Source organism: Agrobacterium sp. SORGH_AS_0745, assembly GCF_030818995.1.
In the GTDB taxonomy this organism is placed as follows: domain Bacteria; phylum Pseudomonadota; class Alphaproteobacteria; order Rhizobiales; family Rhizobiaceae; genus Agrobacterium; species Agrobacterium tumefaciens.
This window is the reverse complement of the sequence record NZ_JAUTBI010000003.1, coordinates 813,889-829,787: the sequence shown is the minus strand read 5'-3', so window position 1 is coordinate 829,787 and position 15,899 is coordinate 813,889. Positions and strand designations below refer to the sequence as shown.

Annotated in this window: 14 protein-coding genes and 1 other RNA gene; 8 read left to right on the top strand and 7 right to left on the bottom strand. The window is 57.8% G+C overall.

All coding sequences use genetic code 11. The features are described from left to right. Nucleotides 1-96 precede the first annotated feature (96 nt). The 3 genes from rpmF to polA form a co-directional block, all read right to left on the bottom strand. Nucleotides 97-282 (bottom strand): 50S ribosomal protein L32, encoded by a 186-nt coding sequence (rpmF, locus tag QE432_RS13710; RefSeq protein WP_003514347.1) that lies wholly within the window; start codon nt 280-282, stop codon nt 97-99. Between the two features lie 193 nt (nt 283-475). After that, the gene (locus QE432_RS13705) at nt 476-1,195 is read right to left on the bottom strand and encodes a DUF1868 domain-containing protein (RefSeq protein ID WP_306624612.1); all 720 of its coding nucleotides are present in this window, start codon (nt 1,193-1,195) and stop codon (nt 476-478) included. 87 nt (nt 1,196-1,282) lie between these two features. Continuing rightward, entirely contained in the window at nt 1,283-4,270 is a 2,988-nt protein-coding gene (gene polA, locus QE432_RS13700) for a DNA polymerase I (RefSeq protein WP_306624610.1), read from the bottom strand. Between the two features lie 414 nt (nt 4,271-4,684). Here polA and QE432_RS13695 point away from each other — a divergent pair, with 414 nt between their 5' ends. Continuing rightward, nucleotides 4,685-5,119 carry a MarR family winged helix-turn-helix transcriptional regulator gene (locus tag QE432_RS13695; RefSeq protein WP_111804233.1) on the top strand — a complete coding sequence of 145 codons (435 nt, stop codon included), beginning with the start codon at nt 4,685-4,687 and terminating at the stop codon, nt 5,117-5,119. Nucleotides 5,120-5,359: 240 nt separating this feature from the next. Then, on the top strand, nt 5,360-6,751 hold the full coding sequence (locus QE432_RS13690; RefSeq protein ID WP_003514337.1) for a dipeptidase: 1,392 nt from the start codon (nt 5,360-5,362) through the stop codon (nt 6,749-6,751). Between the two features lie 416 nt (nt 6,752-7,167). Here QE432_RS13690 and QE432_RS13685 read toward each other — a convergent pair whose 3' ends face one another. Beyond that, nucleotides 7,168-7,377: a cold-shock protein gene (locus QE432_RS13685; RefSeq protein WP_003514335.1), complete on the bottom strand. Its 210-nt coding sequence runs from the start codon at nt 7,375-7,377 to the stop codon at nt 7,168-7,170. Between the two features lie 481 nt (nt 7,378-7,858). Here QE432_RS13685 and QE432_RS13680 point away from each other — a divergent pair, with 481 nt between their 5' ends. From QE432_RS13680 to QE432_RS13670, 3 genes are all read left to right on the top strand, one after another. Then, entirely contained in the window at nt 7,859-8,317 is a 459-nt protein-coding gene (locus QE432_RS13680) for a YbaK/EbsC family protein (protein WP_019564557.1), read from the top strand. Between the two features lie 138 nt (nt 8,318-8,455). Beyond that, nucleotides 8,456-10,759, top strand: a complete 2,304-nt coding sequence (locus tag QE432_RS13675; protein ID WP_113157582.1) for a transglycosylase domain-containing protein — start codon at nt 8,456-8,458, stop codon at nt 10,757-10,759. A gap of 302 nt (nt 10,760-11,061) precedes the next feature. Continuing rightward, on the top strand, nt 11,062-11,790 hold the full coding sequence (locus tag QE432_RS13670) for a sugar transferase (protein ID WP_003514330.1): 729 nt from the start codon (nt 11,062-11,064) through the stop codon (nt 11,788-11,790). A 78-nt stretch (nt 11,791-11,868) separates the two neighbouring features. On the opposite strand, the gene QE432_RS13665 is transcribed toward QE432_RS13670, so the two are convergent. Next, nucleotides 11,869-12,441 carry a c-type cytochrome gene (locus QE432_RS13665; protein ID WP_003514328.1) on the bottom strand — a complete coding sequence of 191 codons (573 nt, stop codon included), beginning with the start codon at nt 12,439-12,441 and terminating at the stop codon, nt 11,869-11,871. Nucleotides 12,442-12,591: 150 nt separating this feature from the next. Between QE432_RS13665 and QE432_RS13660 the strand changes: the two genes are divergently transcribed. Both QE432_RS13660 and QE432_RS13655 read left to right on the top strand, forming a co-directional pair. Next, on the top strand, nt 12,592-13,347 hold the full coding sequence (locus QE432_RS13660) for a 3-deoxy-manno-octulosonate cytidylyltransferase (RefSeq protein WP_003514327.1): 756 nt from the start codon (nt 12,592-12,594) through the stop codon (nt 13,345-13,347). An 11-nt stretch (nt 13,348-13,358) separates the two neighbouring features. After that, nucleotides 13,359-14,234: a prephenate dehydratase gene (locus QE432_RS13655; RefSeq protein ID WP_113157596.1), complete on the top strand. Its 876-nt coding sequence runs from the start codon at nt 13,359-13,361 to the stop codon at nt 14,232-14,234. 15 nt (nt 14,235-14,249) lie between these two features. On the opposite strand, the gene nudC is transcribed toward QE432_RS13655, so the two are convergent. Both nudC and QE432_RS13645 read right to left on the bottom strand, forming a co-directional pair. Then, on the bottom strand, nt 14,250-15,212 hold the full coding sequence (gene nudC / locus QE432_RS13650; RefSeq protein ID WP_003514323.1) for an NAD(+) diphosphatase: 963 nt from the start codon (nt 15,210-15,212) through the stop codon (nt 14,250-14,252). Further along, nucleotides 15,212-15,640 (bottom strand): HIT domain-containing protein, encoded by a 429-nt coding sequence (locus QE432_RS13645; protein ID WP_161986907.1) that lies wholly within the window; start codon nt 15,638-15,640, stop codon nt 15,212-15,214. The genes nudC and QE432_RS13645 overlap by 1 nt, the downstream gene beginning before the upstream one ends. Before the next feature lie 65 nt (nt 15,641-15,705). On the opposite strand from QE432_RS13645, the gene ffs reads away from it, so the two are divergent. Continuing rightward, an RNA gene (ffs, locus tag QE432_RS13640) (signal recognition particle sRNA small type) lies at nt 15,706-15,802 on the top strand. Nucleotides 15,803-15,899: the final 97 nt, after the last annotated feature.

The window sequence follows — 15,899 nt, the reverse complement described above, 5'->3', positions numbered from 1 at the left end:
CGGATTTTCCAAGTAACCGAAAAAAGCAGCTAAACGGCCCAAAAACAAAAAACCGGCCACGAGGGCCGGTTTTCCGTAAAGATTATTTCAGAAATCTTATGCGCTTTCCTTCGGCGTCAGAACCTGACGACCGCGATACATACCGGTCTTCAGATCGATATGGTGCGGACGGCGCAGTTCGCCGGAGTTCTTGTCTTCAACGTAGGTCGAAGCCTTGAGACCGTCAGCCGAGCGGCGCATGCCGCGCTTGGACGGGCTTGTTTTTCTTTTTGGTACAGCCATTTTTGTTACTCCACTTTAGCGGCGAAACAACGTAACCGGCCATAACCAAAGGCCGAATGTCGGGTGTCTCGATATCGGAAATTTGGCGCGCTTATACATGCCCAAACGGGCTTTGACCAGCCCTGACGCGCATTTTTTCCGATTAAGCCGGTTTGCTGCGACGGGCGGGCGGCAGGCCTTTGCAAATCATGCTTCACTTCCTATCAAAAACCACGAGTTCCCTAAAGTGGTTCATGTCCCTGAATTCACAGAAAGCTGGCGCGCGCATCTCGATTATCGGCGCTGCCGCACGCAGTTTTTCCAGCTCTTCATCCAGCATCGCCTGCCATCGCGGCAGGCACTCCGGATCGAACCAGCGCGTGACATAAGCCAGCGTAATATGGAATTGGTAGGTGTCGTGATCGGGATGCCGATAACCGAAAGCTTCGGCAAATGTATCCCGCCACAGCGCAATGATCCGGTCGTCTTCGGCGCTGGCACCCTTCAGCACCAGCCCCGTCGGCTTGAGACCAGTCACCTGCATATTGAAACCAGGCAGGCCCGGAAAATCCGCCAGACGATCGCAATAATAATCCGTCATCGTGTCGATCGGAGTATCGAGTGGCATATCTTCCGGCCAGTAGGGAAATGCACGGCGATATTCGATAATGCCCTGAAATACCGTCATATGCAGGCTGGAAACCGGCGTGAAGGCGAGCTGCGATGCCTCGGGCATATCCAGAAGACGCTGGCGTGTCCCGATGATTGCGCTTTCGGCTTTCGACCCTTCAACGAGATGGCAGACCACGGTATTGCCCGGCTCGAGCAGGAATTCACCATCCGTATTATAGCGGCGACCCAAATGGCGCGGCGGCTGATCGTGGCTGGCAGCGGAAAAAGATTCCAGGTCTTTTGAAATGAGCGGGGCGTGCATTGGGGGAACTCCTTTTGAGACGTTTCCCCTAATCTGCGCACGCAACAAATCAATGACACCAATCGCTCAATGGCCGGTCAATTCCCGTCAATGCGCCTCGTCCCAGTTATCGGCCGCGCGGGCATCCACCTTGAGCGGAACCCTCATGGAAATAGCCGGCATGGCTGCATTTTCCATCACCGAGACGACGATGGGCAGGGTCTTTTCGATTTCCCCTTCCTCGACTTCGAAGATGAGTTCGTCATGTACCTGCAGCAGCATGCGGGCAGAAAGCTTTTCCGCCTCCAGCACCGGCTCGATACGGACCATCGCACGACGAATGATATCGGCTGCAGACCCCTGGATTGGTGCGTTGATGGCTGCACGCTCGTTGAAGGCCTTCATGGAAGGGTTGGAGGAGCGGATTTCCGGATAATGCGCACGGCGGCCGAAAATCGTCTCGACATAGCCGTTCTCGCGGGCGAAAGCCTTGGTCGCTTCCATGTAATCGCGAATGCCAGGAAAACGCTCGAAATATTTCTTGATATATTCGCCCGCTTCGGAGCGCGCGATGCTGAGCTGGTTGGCAAGGCCGAAAGCGGAAATACCGTAGATGATGCCGAAGTTGATAGCCTTGGCACGTCGGCGCACTTCAGACGGCATGCCTTCCACCGGCACCCCGAACATTTCCGATGCGGTCATCGCATGAATGTCGATGCCGTTTTCGAATGCGCTGCGAAGCTGCGGAATGTCGGCGACATGGGCAAGCACACGTAGCTCGATCTGGCTGTAATCGGCGGAAAGAAGCTTGTGTCCGGGTGTGGAGATGAAGGCCGTGCGGATCTTGCGGCCTTCCGCCGTGCGCACCGGAATGTTCTGAAGGTTCGGCTCCGAGGACGACAGGCGCCCCGTGGTGGTGGAGGCCAGCGCGTAGGACGTGTGCACCCGTTTCGTCTGCGGATGGACATATCCGGGAAGCGCATCCGTATAGGTCGATTTCAGCTTAGTCAGCTGCCGCCAGTCGACGATCTTGCGCGGTAATTCGGCACCTTCCGCCGCCAAATCTTCGAGAACCTGCGCCGATGTGGACCATTGGCCCGTCTTGGTCTTGGAGCCGCCAGGCAGGCCCATCCGGCCGAACAGGATATCGCCGAGCTGCTTCGGCGATCCGATGTTGAAACGCTCGCCTGCCAGTTGGTAGACTTCCTCTTCGAAAGCAGCCGCCTTCTGGGCGAGTTCACCGGAGAGACGCGACAGGATCTGTCGGTCCACGGTGATGCCACGCTCCTCCATATGTGCCAGTACAGGCACCAGAGGGCGCTCCAGCCGCTCATACACACTGGTCAGCCGCTCTGCGGCAAGCCGGGGCTTCAGCACCATCCACAGCCGCAGGGTGACATCCGCGTCTTCGGCGGCGTAAGCGGTCGCCTTGTCAATATCGACGAAATCGAAGGTGATGCTCGACTTGCCCGATCCCGCCACGTCCTTGTAGGCGATCGGCGTGTGGCCGAGCCAGCGTTCGGAAAGCGTATCCATGCCATGCGTGGTTTTTCCCGCCTCAAGAACGTAGGAAATCAGCATGGTATCGTCGAAACTCTGCATGACGACGCCGTGGCGCTTCATCAGCAGGTAGTCATATTTGAGGTTCTGCGCGATTTTCAGAACGGCTTCGTCCTCAAGAAGATCCTTTAAACGTGCCAGCGCCTCGGCAAACGGCACCTGTCCTTCAGCAAGCCTGATGCCATCGCTGAAAAGATCGCCACCGGAGCCGGTCTTGTGCGTCAATGGCACATAGGCAGCGCGGATATCGGTGCCTGAGGCATCCTTGCCGTTATCGGCAATCGCCAGCGAAAAACCGACGAGTTCCGCCCGCATGGGGTCGAGCGAGGTCGTTTCCGTGTCGAAGGCGACGACACCTGTTTCGCGGGCAGCGGCAACCCAACGATCCAGCTCCGCCAGATCCCTGATCGTCGTATAGGCGGTCGTGTCGATCTTGGCGGCGGAGAAAACCGTCTGCCGTGCCGTGGCGAGATCGGTGGGCGCACTGCCCTCCCCTGTCACCTTCCGTGCCGGAGCGGTGGTTGACGCTGGCGCAGCGGTCTTGTCATCAGCTGCGGCAACTGCAGGCGCGGCGTCGAGGTCTGGTCCATGGGCATCAGCGCCCCATTGCACCGGCACATTGGCGGCTTCGATGGCCGAGGCATCGCTATCGGTGGCTTCAGCTACCCGGCGCGTCAGCGTCGTGAACTCCATCGCCTTCAGGAAAGCGATGAGTTTCGGGCCGTTCTGCGGTTCGAGCACCAGTTCTTCCAGAGACTGCTCCAGCGGCACATCGGTTCTGAGCGCCACGAGCTGTCTGGAAAGGCGGGCAAGATCGGCATTGGCGATGATATTCTCGCGGCGTTTCTGCTGCTTGATTTCTCCTGCCCGCGCCAGCAGCGTGTCGAGATCGCCGTATTCTTCCAGCAATTGCGCGGCCGTCTTCGGCCCGATACCAGGAATACCAGGAACATTATCGGTGGAATCGCCGGTCATCGCCTGAAGGTCGATCATCTTTTCCGGGGCTACACCCCATTTTTCGACGACATCGGGAACGCCGATCTGCTTGTCCTTCATGGCGTCGTACATATGCACATTGGCCGTGACGAGCTGCATCAGATCCTTGTCGGAAGAAATGATGGTGACATCGGCGCCAATCGCCTCCGCCTGACGGGCGTAAGTGGCGATGATGTCATCCGCCTCGAAGCCTTCCGTCTCAATGCAGGGAAGGTTGAAGGCCCGTGTCGCCTCGCGGATCAGGCCAAACTGCGGCACCAGATCTTCCGGCGGTGCGGTGCGGTTGGCCTTGTATAGATCGTACAGCTCGTTGCGGAAGGTTTTCGACGAATAGTCGAAAATCACGGCAAAATGCGTGGGCGTGACGCCGACATCGGTATTGCGCGCATCCTTCAGGAGCTTCCACAACATGTTGCAGAAGCCGGAAACGGCGTTGACCGGCAGCCCATCCGACTTGCGGTTCAGCGGGGGAATGGCATGGAACGCCCGGAAAATGAAACCGGAGCCGTCAACGAGGAAGAGATGATCGCCTTTTTTCATGGCGATATGGATAGCGCGGGGCCGTTTTGACGTCCACAGAAAGTTCAAACAACGCACCGCAAAGCGCACGGGGCTAAGCCGCTGGAGGCACCGGCGAAATTCGCGTGAACCTTACGAATTTGTAATAGATTTTCCCTTGAAAAGCCGCATTTGCACACACATTTCTTAGGGGACGGCGCCTGATCACGCCGTAGTCTGATTGTAGGCTCGTCCCCCGCCGCATCAGACCGGACAAAGGCCTTTCCCCCCTCTCCGGGCCTTTGTCCTCTTATATGACCGCCATGGCCGTCCCCTCCCGGCCATGGCGGTTTTTATTTGTGCCGGGCTTCTGACTGGCATAAACATATCATGCGATATATATCCCACTATCGAAATTGCGCGATTGCGCCGACCAGATGCCAGACGGATTGATGAATGGGTTTTTCCCGGGACGAATCGGCGATCTATCTCGCCGCAAAAATGGCGAGGGAATTCACCATGGCGCTCCAGAAGAGAGCCGCCGCGCTGGGGTTTTCTCCTGGACAATTCCCCATCCTCATCGAACTGTGGCATGAGGAGGGACTGACGCAACGGCAATTGCTGGATAGAATCGACGTGGAGCAGGCGACGCTTGCCAATACGCTGTCCCGCATGGAGCGCGACGGGCTGATCGTGCGCAAATCCCACCCAAGCGACCGCCGCGCGCAGATCATCGAACTGACCGAGCGCGGCAGGGATCTCGAGGCGAACGCCATTGCCGCTTCCGAAGCCACGGAAGATACGCTGCTGGCGGATTTCCGCCGGTTCGAAAAGCAGCTTCTGCTGGAATATATGCGCCGGGCGATCGACCGCGCCAAAAAAGCGAAATAGCATTTACAACTCGAAACGCTTTCTTTGCTCCTGGCCTTCTATCGCCTGCAGCCTCCAAGGTTTTGTTTCCGCGCAGTTTAGGACGGAAAACCACTTCGCACTTTTCCTGAACTGCTCTATCGTTCCGGCGGCTGCGCGCTTGCCGATTCAACGACACGTCAGCCCCTTGTTCCTACGCGATGCGCGATACCAGGATGTTTCGTCCATCGCCGGGTTACGACAGACATGACAGGATCAGCGATGACAGACGTTTCCCCCATTCTTTCCACGGCCGACGACAACCTCACCTCCAGCCTGGAGCGATTGTTCGAACTGGTGCGCATCCCGTCCATTTCCACGGACCCCGCCTACAAGGCGGAGTGCCGCAAGGCGGCGGAATGGCTGGTCAGAACGCTTGAATCACTGGGCTTTGCGGCTTCCGTTCGCGATACGGCCGGTCATCCAATGGTGGTGGCGCATCACGACGCCGCGACAAAAGATGCGCCGCATGTGCTTTTCTACGGCCATTACGACGTGCAGCCGGTCGATCCGCTCAATCTTTGGGAAAACGATCCGTTCGAACCGGCCGTGAAAGATATCGGCGGCGGTCGGCAGGTGATCACCGGGCGTGGAACGGCTGATGACAAGGGTCAGCTGATGACCTTCGTGGAAGCCTGCCGGGCCTACAAGGCGGTCAATGGCAGTCTGCCCGTGCGCGTCACCATTCTTTTCGAGGGCGAGGAAGAATCCGGTTCGCCCTCGCTGAAGCCGTTCCTCGACGCCAATGCCGATGAGCTGAAAGCCGATTATGCACTGGTATGCGATACCAGCATGTGGGACCGCGATACGCCCGCCATCGCCGCCGCCCTTCGCGGCCTGGTCGGCGAGGAAATCACAATCACGGCGGCCGACCGCGACCTGCATTCGGGCCTTTTCGGTGGTGCGGCCGCAAATCCCATTCACATCCTGACCGATATTCTCGCCGGCCTGCATGACGAGACCGGCCGCGTGACACTTGCCGGCTTCTATGACGGCGTGGAAGAAACCCCCGCCAACATCAAGGCTTCCTGGGAAACGTTGGGCCGCACCGCCGAAGCCTTCCTCGGCGAAGTCGGCCTCTCGATTCCATCGGGCGAAAAGGGCCGCTCCGTGCTGGAGCAGACCTGGGCGCGGCCAACGGCGGAAGTCAACGGCATCATCGGCGGCTATACCGGCGACGGCTTCAAGACGGTTATCGCCGCAAAGGCCTCGGCTAAAGTGTCCTTCCGTCTCGTCGGAGAGCAAGACCCGAAAGCGGTTCGCGAGAGCTTCCGGAACTATGTCCGCTCCAAAATTCCAGCCGATTGCTCGGTGGAATTTCACGAGCATGGTGCATCGCCGGCTATCCAGCTTTCCTATGATTCGCCAGTGCTGACGAAGGCGAAAAACGCGCTTTCGGAAGAGTGGCCCAAACCTGCCGTCGTGATCGGCATGGGGGGCTCGATCCCCATCGTCGGCGATTTCCAGAAGATGCTGGGCATGGATTCGCTGCTCGTCGGTTTCGGCCTTACCGATGACCGCATTCATTCGCCGAATGAAAAATATGACCTGCAGTCGTTCCACAAGGGCATCCGCTCCTGGATCCGCATTCTAGACGCCCTGGCCGCGAAGTAGTCAAAAAGAAAGGAGGCGCCGGTTACCCGATGCCTCCCCGTTCTCTTATATTTTGGTGGTTCAAAACAAAAAGGCCGGGCAAGCCCGACCTTTCCATCCGTTTTTCGTCAGTGCCAGTACATCCGTGGTCAAAGCGTTCAAACGGTCCGATGCTCCAGAGCGCGCCGACAAAGTCGACGCTGCTTTTCACGATCAGGATCGGCTGCTTTGGTTAATCTTTGGTTAACGCAACAACAGCGGCACTTTAAAAGCACTAGCCTGACAATTCCGTGCGGAGCACTGTTGAACCCTATATTGGTATGCACTGCAGCTTTTTCAAGAGCGGCCGGACCCGGTACACCTTCCAAAAGAAAAAAGGCCGGAAAAATCCGGCCTTTCATATTCATACGAATGACCCGTTCAGGCCAAGCCGCTTATCAGGAAGCGACGAGCTCGCCTGCGGACATCTTGCCCGAGCGGCGGTCCTGCGTCAGCTCGTAGGAGAGCTTCTGACCGTCGTTGAGGGAGGTCATACCAGCGCGCTCAACGGCGGAGATGTGAACGAATACGTCCTGCGAACCGTCGTCAGGCTGAATGAAGCCGTAGCCCTTGGTTGCGTTGAACCACTTTACTGTACCAGTCGCCATAACGATTTCCTTCCGTTGGCAAATTGTATTTGCACTGCGCGCAGTGCGGTCTTGGGTCGAATTTGAAGGAAAGATCGTCGTGTGCACCTTAGAAAAGGCGCCGAAGCTCTGGTCGTCAAACAAATATCGATGCGCGAACACCTAGGTTGGAAGGGCCTGAAAGTCAAGTTTCTTTGAAAAAGCCCGGCGATTTTTGTGAAGCGTCGGCAAATGAAAGTCGCCGGAAACAAGGCCTTAAACAGCAAAAACCCGGCGCGGGAGGAGGTGCGCCGGGTTCTTGAAACTGACTGACAATTGGGAGGAGGAGTATTGTCAGTCCAATCGGGCGACGCTGGGAGGAGGAGTGCGTCGCTTCCATGATTTGAAGATACAGGATCTCCGCTCAAAAAACAGACGTTTCATCGCAGCGCAGCATTGCATAAAATGCATAGCTATTTCGCGACACCTTGAAGCCTCTTGGCATACCGCCTAATAAATACGCATGACCATCGAATCCGTCAGAGCCTTTTTTACCGAGAATTCCCCCGAAGTGACCGTTATCGAAACGGAAACGAGTTCGGCGACAGTCGCTTTGGCTGCCGAAGCGCACGGCGTCGATCCCGACCAGATTGCCAAAACGATCTGCCTAAAGGCGGGCGACACAATTCTTCTCGTCGTTGCCGCCGGCACGAAGCGGCTAGACAATCGTAAATTCCGCGATCACTTCGGCGCCAAGCCGCGCATGCTGGGGGCGGAAGAAGTCGTTGCGGTGACCAGCCATCCCGTCGGCGGCGTGTGTCCTTTCGGATTGCCTTCTCCCCTTCCGGTGTTTTGCGACATATCACTGAAAAACTATCCCGAGGTGGTTCCGGCAGCGGGTGCCACCAATGCGGCGGTAAGGATTTCGCCTGACATGATGGCGCGACTGACGGGAGCGGAATGGGTCGACGTCTGCCAATGACGCCGATTTGATCCGGCGAGGACTTAACCCCGCCTTAAATTGCCGCATTTAAACTCTTCATCCTGGATTAAGGATCGCGCAGGCATAGAAGCCTGAAGTGCGAACGGTTTCGCGAATATAAGGAGCGACTTCGGCTGGATGGCAGGCAAGGGTAAATCACGCGATCGGGTAGAGCCTTCCTTCGGGGATTTCCACGAATCCGGTGACGATCTGCGTCTTGATGCCAGCGAGCGCATTGGCGGAACCGCAAAGCAGCCCGCCAGAAAACCGAAGTCCACATCCGGCCGCGCCAAACCGCAAAAAAAGGAAAAGCGCACACGCAGTTCCGGCGGTGGCGCAACAGGCTTTATCCGGTCCCTCGTTTACTGGTGCATCGTGCTCGGCATCTGGGGCGGTATCGGCGTTGCCGGTCTTGTCCTTTATTACGGCGCGCGTATGCCGAGTGCCAGCAGTTGGACCATTCCCGAACGCCCTCCGAATGTGAAGATCGTTTCGGTGAACGGCAGCGTGCTTGCCAATCGCGGCACCACGGGTGGCGAGGCTCTCGCGCTTGAAGACATGTCGCCCTACCTTCCACAAGCGGTCATGGCGATCGAAGACCGGCGGTTCTATTCGCATTTCGGTGTGGATCCGCTCGGCCTGGCCCGCGCCATCGTGACCAATGTGATGACGGGACGAACAGTGCAGGGCGGCTCGACGCTGACGCAGCAGCTGGCAAAAAACCTGTTCCTCTCACAGGACCGGACGCTGGAGCGCAAGGTACAGGAAGTGCTGCTGGCCTTCTGGCTGGAGCATAAATACACCAAGGACCAGATCCTCGCGATGTATCTCAACCGCGTTTATTTCGGTTCCAACGCCTTTGGCGTCGAAGCCGCTTCCAGACGCTACTTCAACAAGTCCGCGCGCGACGTCAATCTTGGCGAGGCGGCAACGCTTGCCGGACTTCTCAAGGCCCCCTCGCGCCTTTCACCGGCGCGCGACCCGCAGGCGGCGGAGGAGCGGGCGCAGGTCGTTCTGAGATCCATGCGCGATGTCGGGTTCATCACCGATGACGAGATCAAGACCGCGATGTCGCAGCCTCCGACCAAGGCCAAACGTTTTTGGTCCGGTGCCGAACATTACGCTGCCGATATGGTGATGGAGGAAGTTCGTGGCCTGATTGGCGACGTCAAGCAGGACATCGTCGTCGATACGACCATCGACCCCAATCTTGAACGCGACGCCGAAAAAGCACTGACCCATGTTCTCCAGGGTGATGGTAAAAAGCAGGGCGCTTCGCAAGCGGCTCTCGTTTCCATCGATGGCACAGGCGCAATCCGGGCCGTGGTCGGCGGGGCGGATTATGCCGAAAGCCAGTTCAACCGGGCCGCCAAGGCGAAACGGCAACCCGGATCGGCGTTCAAACCCTTCGTATACGTCGCCGCGCTCGAATCGGGTCTGACCCCCAGTACCATTCGCAATGACGGGCCGGTCCGTATCGGAAACTGGACACCGGAAAATTATGAGAAGAAATATCGTGGCGAAGTGACGCTTGCCACTGCGCTTGCCAATTCTCTGAACACGATCGCCGCGCAACTGGTGATGGAAGTCGGTCCTGAGCGGGTGACGCAGGTGGCGCATCGCATGGGTATCGAATCGGAGCTTCAGAACAACGCCTCCATCGCACTCGGCACCTCGGAAGTGTCACTGATGGAGCTGACCGCCTCCTACGCTCCCTTCATGAATGGCGGCTACAAGGCGACGCCGCATATCGTCAAACGCATCTCCGATGCCGACGGCAAGGTGCTTTACGAAAACAGATACGACAACCCGCCGCGCGTGCTGAGCGAGGAGATCGCCGCGACGATGAACGGCATGTTGTCGCGCGTCATCACCGAAGGAACAGGAAAAGCCGCCCGCCTCCAGGGTTGGCAGGCAGCGGGAAAATCCGGCACGACACAGTCTTTCCGCGACGCGCTTTTTGTCGGCTACACAAGCAACCTGACAACGGGCGTCTGGTTCGGCAATGACGACGGCACATCGATGAAAAAGGTCACCGGCGGCGGCTTGCCTGCGAAGGCCTGGAAAGATTTCATGACCGCCGCCCATTCCGGGCTCTCGCCCTCGCCGCTCTTTGGTCTCGGCGCAGGCGGCGTGCCGCCGCTTGGGGAAATACAGCAACCGGCGCCCGAGAGCCCGCCTTCCTCCATCGGCGACATCATTTCCAATGCTCTCGGCGGCGGCGGAACGACAAACACTCGAGCCTATCCCGAAGCGCCCGTCTCGCCAAACGCTGGTCAGCCGGGCGTCCCCATGCCGCCTGGAAACATCCCTTCCCGCGATATCGAACCCGGCTATTCAGCCAACAATGGACCTGTGCCGCCAGCCGATATCGGCGGCCGGGCGCCGGCAACTTCCGGGCCGAAGCAGACGACCCTTCTTGATATTCTGATGGGAAATTAATTGCCTTTTGGGTAATCGGCTCGCCGGTTACCCGGCAAGCGATGGGCAGGCAACGATCCTGTCGCCTTTCCCGCAAATACTCAATTTTCCAAAGACTTGATTACACCGAATGGGCAACCAACGCAGCCAAAAGCAGAGACCGCGCTTGTGTTTGCAACATATGCGTGCATCCACGTTAACCGTAGATTGCTATTTGCGCAAAAACGATTACATTTCGGATGACTTTTTACGGTAAATGAATTATTAATCGTTCATATAAATTAATTTTCTTGTTTCAAAATAACTTTTCAGGGCTTCATATTATGCTGGGTACTAAAAGCTCATCGCATGCCGTGTTTTACGGCGCCCCTTATCCTGCGGCTGTCACTTTCGACGCGGCGGAAACACAACCTTCCATTTCAGAAACCAACACGTCGGTGTTCCTGCGCAGCCAGTTTGTGCTCAAGAGAACGATCGACATTGCAGGGGCGTCCATCGCCCTTGTCGCACTCGCGCCCGTATTGCTGACCGTCGCGGCGCTGGTCAAACTCGACAGCAAAGGGCCGGTCCTGTTCTCACAAGTCCGTTGGGGCATGAACGGGCGAAAGATCAGGGTCTATAAATTTCGCTCGATGCGGACCGAACTGGGCGATGCCACCGGCGTGGCGCAAACGGTAAAGAACGATCCGAGGATAACCCGGATCGGCGCCGTGCTTCGCCGCACAAATGTCGACGAGCTGCCACAGCTTATCAACGTCTTGAAAGGCGACATGTCGCTGGTGGGTCCGCGCTGCCATGCGATCGGCATGCTGGCCGCCGGCCGTCTTTATGAGGAACTTGTTCCCCACTACCACCTGCGGCACCGGATGCGGCCAGGCATTACCGGTCTTGCCCAGATGCGGGGTTTGCGCGGCCCGACGGATCGCAGTGACAAGGCGCGTGCCCGCATCGTCTCCGATCTTTATTACGTCGACAATTTTTCCGTCTGGCTGGATATCAAGATCATGATCGGAACGGTCATTTCCGAATTGCGCGGCGGCAAGGGTTTCTGATCTTTCAGAAATCAGACAGATAGAATCAAAAAAGCCCGGCAGCGATGCCGGGCTTTTCTTATGAAATCACCATTTCCGTCAGTTTATCGGCACGGGAGCCGCAGCCGGATCCGGCAGCGGCGCCGGGTTTGCCGACAGCGTGCGCAGATAAGCGATGAGATCGGCGCGTTCCGTCTCCTTCTTCACACCCGCAAAGCCCATGGCCGTGCCGGGAACGTGTTTCTTGGGAGCTTCGATGAAGTAGCTGAGATGATCGTAATCCCAGTGCACGGAACCGCCCTTGGAGAAATCCTTCATTGCTGCGGAGTAGCTGAAACCCGCATGGCTGGCGATCGGCCGGTTGACGATATCGAAGAGATTGGGGCCGACCTTGTTTGCACCACCACTCTCTCCGGTATGACAGCTCGTACACTTCTTGAAGACCGCCTCACCCTTGGCAGCATCCGCGCTGGCGAGCAATTTCGCGATCGGGGTTGCCGCTGCAGCGGGTTCGCCTGCAGCCTCGCCGCCGCTCGCTTCCGCGACGATGGCGTAACCTTCCTTTTCCGGGGTGGGCGCATGAAAAATGCCCTCAGACGCAATTGACACCGACATCAGAACGAAAACCGTGCCCAGCAACGCCCCAACGCCCATATTTACATAAGAATTCATCTATATGCGCTCCCTCGCATCCGCTCCATATAACCGGGCATCTTGAAATTATTCAAAAGCTATGGCTTTTGCACAGCCTGCGCAACTTGAATAATATTCCCCACTCCGTGACGTTTTGACACTTTTCGGTTGGGATTTGAAGGGTGTCGGATGAAGAATCGGGAATTCGAGAAAGCTGTCGTCCTTATACCGGCGCGGATGGCATCGACACGGCTTCCGGGCAAGCCTCTCGCGGATATTGGCGGCAAACCGATGATTGTGCAGGTTGCACTCAGGGCGCGTGAAGCTGGCGCGACGCGCATCGTCGTTGCAGTCGATGACGAACAGGTATTTTCAGCCGTAAAAAATGCCGGTTTCGACGTAATGATGACGCGAGATGATCACCAATCCGGTTCGGACCGCATTTTCGAGGCGCTGCAGAAGGCCGACCCCTATGGCAACGCCGAATATGTCATCAATGTTCAGGGCGACCTTCCGACCATCGAAGCGGAAACGATCCGCGCCTCGTTGCGCCCGTTGGAAAATGCCGCCGTCGACATTGCCACACTGACGGTGGAGATCACCGACGAGGAAGAAAAGACCAATCCGAACGTGGTGAAAGTGGTTGGCAGCCCGCTTTCCGAGACGCGATTGCGCGCGCTTTATTTTACCCGCGCGACTGCGCCCTATGGCGACGGACCGCTTTATCATCACATCGGCCTTTATACCTATCGCCGCGCCGCCCTCGAAACGTTCGTGAGGCTTCAGCCTTCGCCACTCGAGAAGCGCGAAAGGCTGGAACAATTGCGCGCGCTGGAAGCGGGCATGCGTATTGATGCCGAAATCGTTCACTCCGTGCCGCTTGGCGTTGATACGCCGCACGATCTCGAAAAAGCCCGCACTATTCTCGCAAACCGAACCCTCTGATGGATAATTCCATGACATTGAGCACAAACCGCATTGCCTTCCAGGGCGAATTTGGCGCGAATTCCGACATGGCATGCCGCGACATGTTCCCGCATATGGAGCCGTTGCCGTGCCCGACATTCGAGGATGCTTTCAACGCTGTCGAAAACGGCGAAGCCGATCTCGGCATGATCCCGATCGAGAACACGCTGGCCGGTCGCGTTGCCGATATCCATCATCTGCTGCCGGAATCGCGCCTTCACATCATCGGTGAATATTTCATGCCGATCCGCTTCCAGCTGATGGTTATACCGGGCGTGAAGAAAGACGAGATCCGCACCGTTCACAGCCACATCCACGCGCTTGGCCAGTGCCGCAAGATCATCCGTTCCAACGGCTGGAAGCCAGTCGTTGCCGGCGATACGGCTGGAGCGGCGAGACTGGTTTCTGAAAAGGGTGATCGCAGCATGGCAGCGCTTGCACCGCGTCTTGCCGCCGGTCTCTACGGCCTTGATATCATGGCTGAAAATGTCGAGGATTCAGAAAACAACATCACCCGTTTCGTGATTCTTTCGCGTGATGAGAACTGGGCCAAACGCCAGTCCCAAGGCGAAGCACCAGATGAAACCATCGTCACGACCTTCGTGTTCAATGTCCGCAACATTCCGGCGGCGCTTTATAAGGCAATGGGCGGTTTCGCGACGAATGGCATCAACATGACGAAGCTGGAAAGCTACCAGCTCGGCGGAAGGTTCGTGGCAACGCAGTTCTATGCCGATATCGAAGGCCATCCGGATGACGAGCCGGTGCGGCACGCGCTGGACGAGCTGCGCTTCTTTTCCGAGAAGGTCCGAATTCTCGGCGTCTACAAGGGTCATGCGATGCGCGGCAAGCTCAACCAGAGCTGAGCCTGCCGCAAATCTTCATTTCGTCCATTCCACCCAGTCGCGCATCAGCCGGTGCGCGATGGCACCGCCCGGAGGCGCGGAAAAGCCCTCGCCCGCAGCAGCCTCCAGCATCGTGGCCACCTCCGCCCGCGTGAACCAGCGGCAATCCTCCAGCTCGATCTCATCGCGGGAAATATCGAACGAGAGAGCCTCGGCATAACAGCCGATCATCAGCGTGTGCGGCATCGGCCAGGGCTGGGAAGCGTGATAGCGCACGCGGCCGATTTCGACGCCGGATTCTTCATGCGTCTCGCGGCGCACGGCCTGCTCGATGGTTTCGCCCGGCTCCACGAAACCGGCGAGGCAGGAATACATGCCCGGCGCAAAATGCGCGCCGCGTCCGAGCAGGCAAAGATCGCGCTCGATATCGATCGTCATCATGATGACAACGGGATCGGTTCGGGGAAAAATAGTGTGATTGCAGGCGGCGCAGATGCGCTTGTAGCCGCCGATACGCAATTCCATCGTGCCGCCGCACCGTCCGCAGAAGCGGTTGTCGGCATTCCAGTGCGTAAGGCTGACGGCCTGGGCAACCTCGCTCAGCAACTCCTCATCGAGAAGATGATCGCGATAAAGGGTGCGGGCATCGGCCAGCTTGTAGTGGCTCGCCAGCGTGTCTTCCGTGACGGCGACCGGCACCGCAATTCTCGGTTCGCCGGTTTCGCGGTATCCAAGCAGAACGGCATTGTCGAAATCCGGCTGCAATTCGGCCAGCTCATAGGCCGAAAACAGGGGATCTATGACCTGTTCGTCATGTTTCAGGACAAGCCGGTTGCCGGAGAAGGCAAAAATATGGGTGCCATCGACTTTCAGCGCATCGGCAACGCAGTCTTCCGTCCGCTTCTCGGCGAATCGGTTGAGGGCGTTCTTGGAAAAGGCTGTCAGCAGGCTTGCTTCGGGATGGGGAGCAGTGGTTTCGAAAATAGTCATTGATATCATCAGAGCGCGCCGGATATTTTTTTCATCAAGGATTCCTTTTCGCCCGGGCCATAGGGCACTGGCGTCCCGTGACCCCAGATTGGGCCGGGCCAGCAGGTGTCGCCTTCATTGCGGGCGATAATATGGACGTGAAGTTGCCGGACGATATTGCCCAGCGCGCCGACATTGATCTTGGTGGCCCCGGTAACGTCCTTCAGCGCGGAGGCGACGAGATTGGTCTCGAACGTCAGCACGGCCTGATCGAGCGGAGTAAGATCGAACAACTCGCTGGCGCCGCCTCTCTGTGGCACCAGCACCAGCCAGGGCCAGCGGCTGTCGTTCTGCAAACGCAGCTCGCATAGTCCCAAACGCATTACAAGCGCACTGTCGCGCGCCAGCCTGTCGTCCAGCCGGAATGTCTCCAAGGCGTCCTCCATGTTTGTTTTCATTGTGATAGCAGTTTTTTGAAGGCTTGGCTTGCATTTGCTTTCGATATTGCCGATATGTGGCCCCGGGAGGTTGGTGGTGGACGAGCCACTCGCCAACCGGGTCAGGTCCGGAAGGAAGCAGCCCTAACGAGCCAGGCACGGGTCGCCGTGCCAGCCTCCCACCCTTTTTAAATTCCGCTCAGCTTTCGCCGGGCCGGTTCAGCCTGAAAGCGGCCCCTGCGTATCGGCATGATGTGCAGACTTTAGAGGAATAGAGCGT

Bases quoted from the DNA above. Each gene is read 5' to 3' on its own strand.
- QE432_RS13670 (WP_003514330.1), top strand. From the start codon at position 11,062: ATGCTGGGTACTAAAAGCTCATCGCATGCCGTGTTTTACGGCGCCCCT.
- QE432_RS13665 (WP_003514328.1), bottom strand. From the start codon at position 12,441: ATGAATTCTTATGTAAATATGGGCGTTGGGGCGTTGCTGGGCACGGTT.
- QE432_RS13705 (WP_306624612.1), bottom strand. From the start codon at position 1,195: ATGCACGCCCCGCTCATTTCAAAAGACCTGGAATCTTTTTCCGCTGCC.
- polA (WP_306624610.1), bottom strand. From the start codon at position 4,270: ATGAAAAAAGGCGATCATCTCTTCCTCGTTGACGGCTCCGGTTTCATT.
- rpmF (WP_003514347.1), bottom strand. From the start codon at position 282: ATGGCTGTACCAAAAAGAAAAACAAGCCCGTCCAAGCGCGGCATGCGC.
- QE432_RS13685 (WP_003514335.1), bottom strand. From the start codon at position 7,377: ATGGCGACTGGTACAGTAAAGTGGTTCAACGCAACCAAGGGCTACGGC.
- QE432_RS13695 (WP_111804233.1), top strand. From the start codon at position 4,685: ATGGGTTTTTCCCGGGACGAATCGGCGATCTATCTCGCCGCAAAAATG.
- QE432_RS13690 (WP_003514337.1), top strand. From the start codon at position 5,360: ATGACAGACGTTTCCCCCATTCTTTCCACGGCCGACGACAACCTCACC.
- QE432_RS13675 (WP_113157582.1), top strand. From the start codon at position 8,456: ATGGCAGGCAAGGGTAAATCACGCGATCGGGTAGAGCCTTCCTTCGGG.
- QE432_RS13680 (WP_019564557.1), top strand. From the start codon at position 7,859: ATGACCATCGAATCCGTCAGAGCCTTTTTTACCGAGAATTCCCCCGAA.
- QE432_RS13655 (WP_113157596.1), top strand. From the start codon at position 13,359: ATGACATTGAGCACAAACCGCATTGCCTTCCAGGGCGAATTTGGCGCG.
- QE432_RS13660 (WP_003514327.1), top strand. From the start codon at position 12,592: ATGAAGAATCGGGAATTCGAGAAAGCTGTCGTCCTTATACCGGCGCGG.
- QE432_RS13645 (WP_161986907.1), bottom strand. From the start codon at position 15,640: ATGAAAACAAACATGGAGGACGCCTTGGAGACATTCCGGCTGGACGAC.
- nudC (WP_003514323.1), bottom strand. From the start codon at position 15,212: ATGATATCAATGACTATTTTCGAAACCACTGCTCCCCATCCCGAAGCA.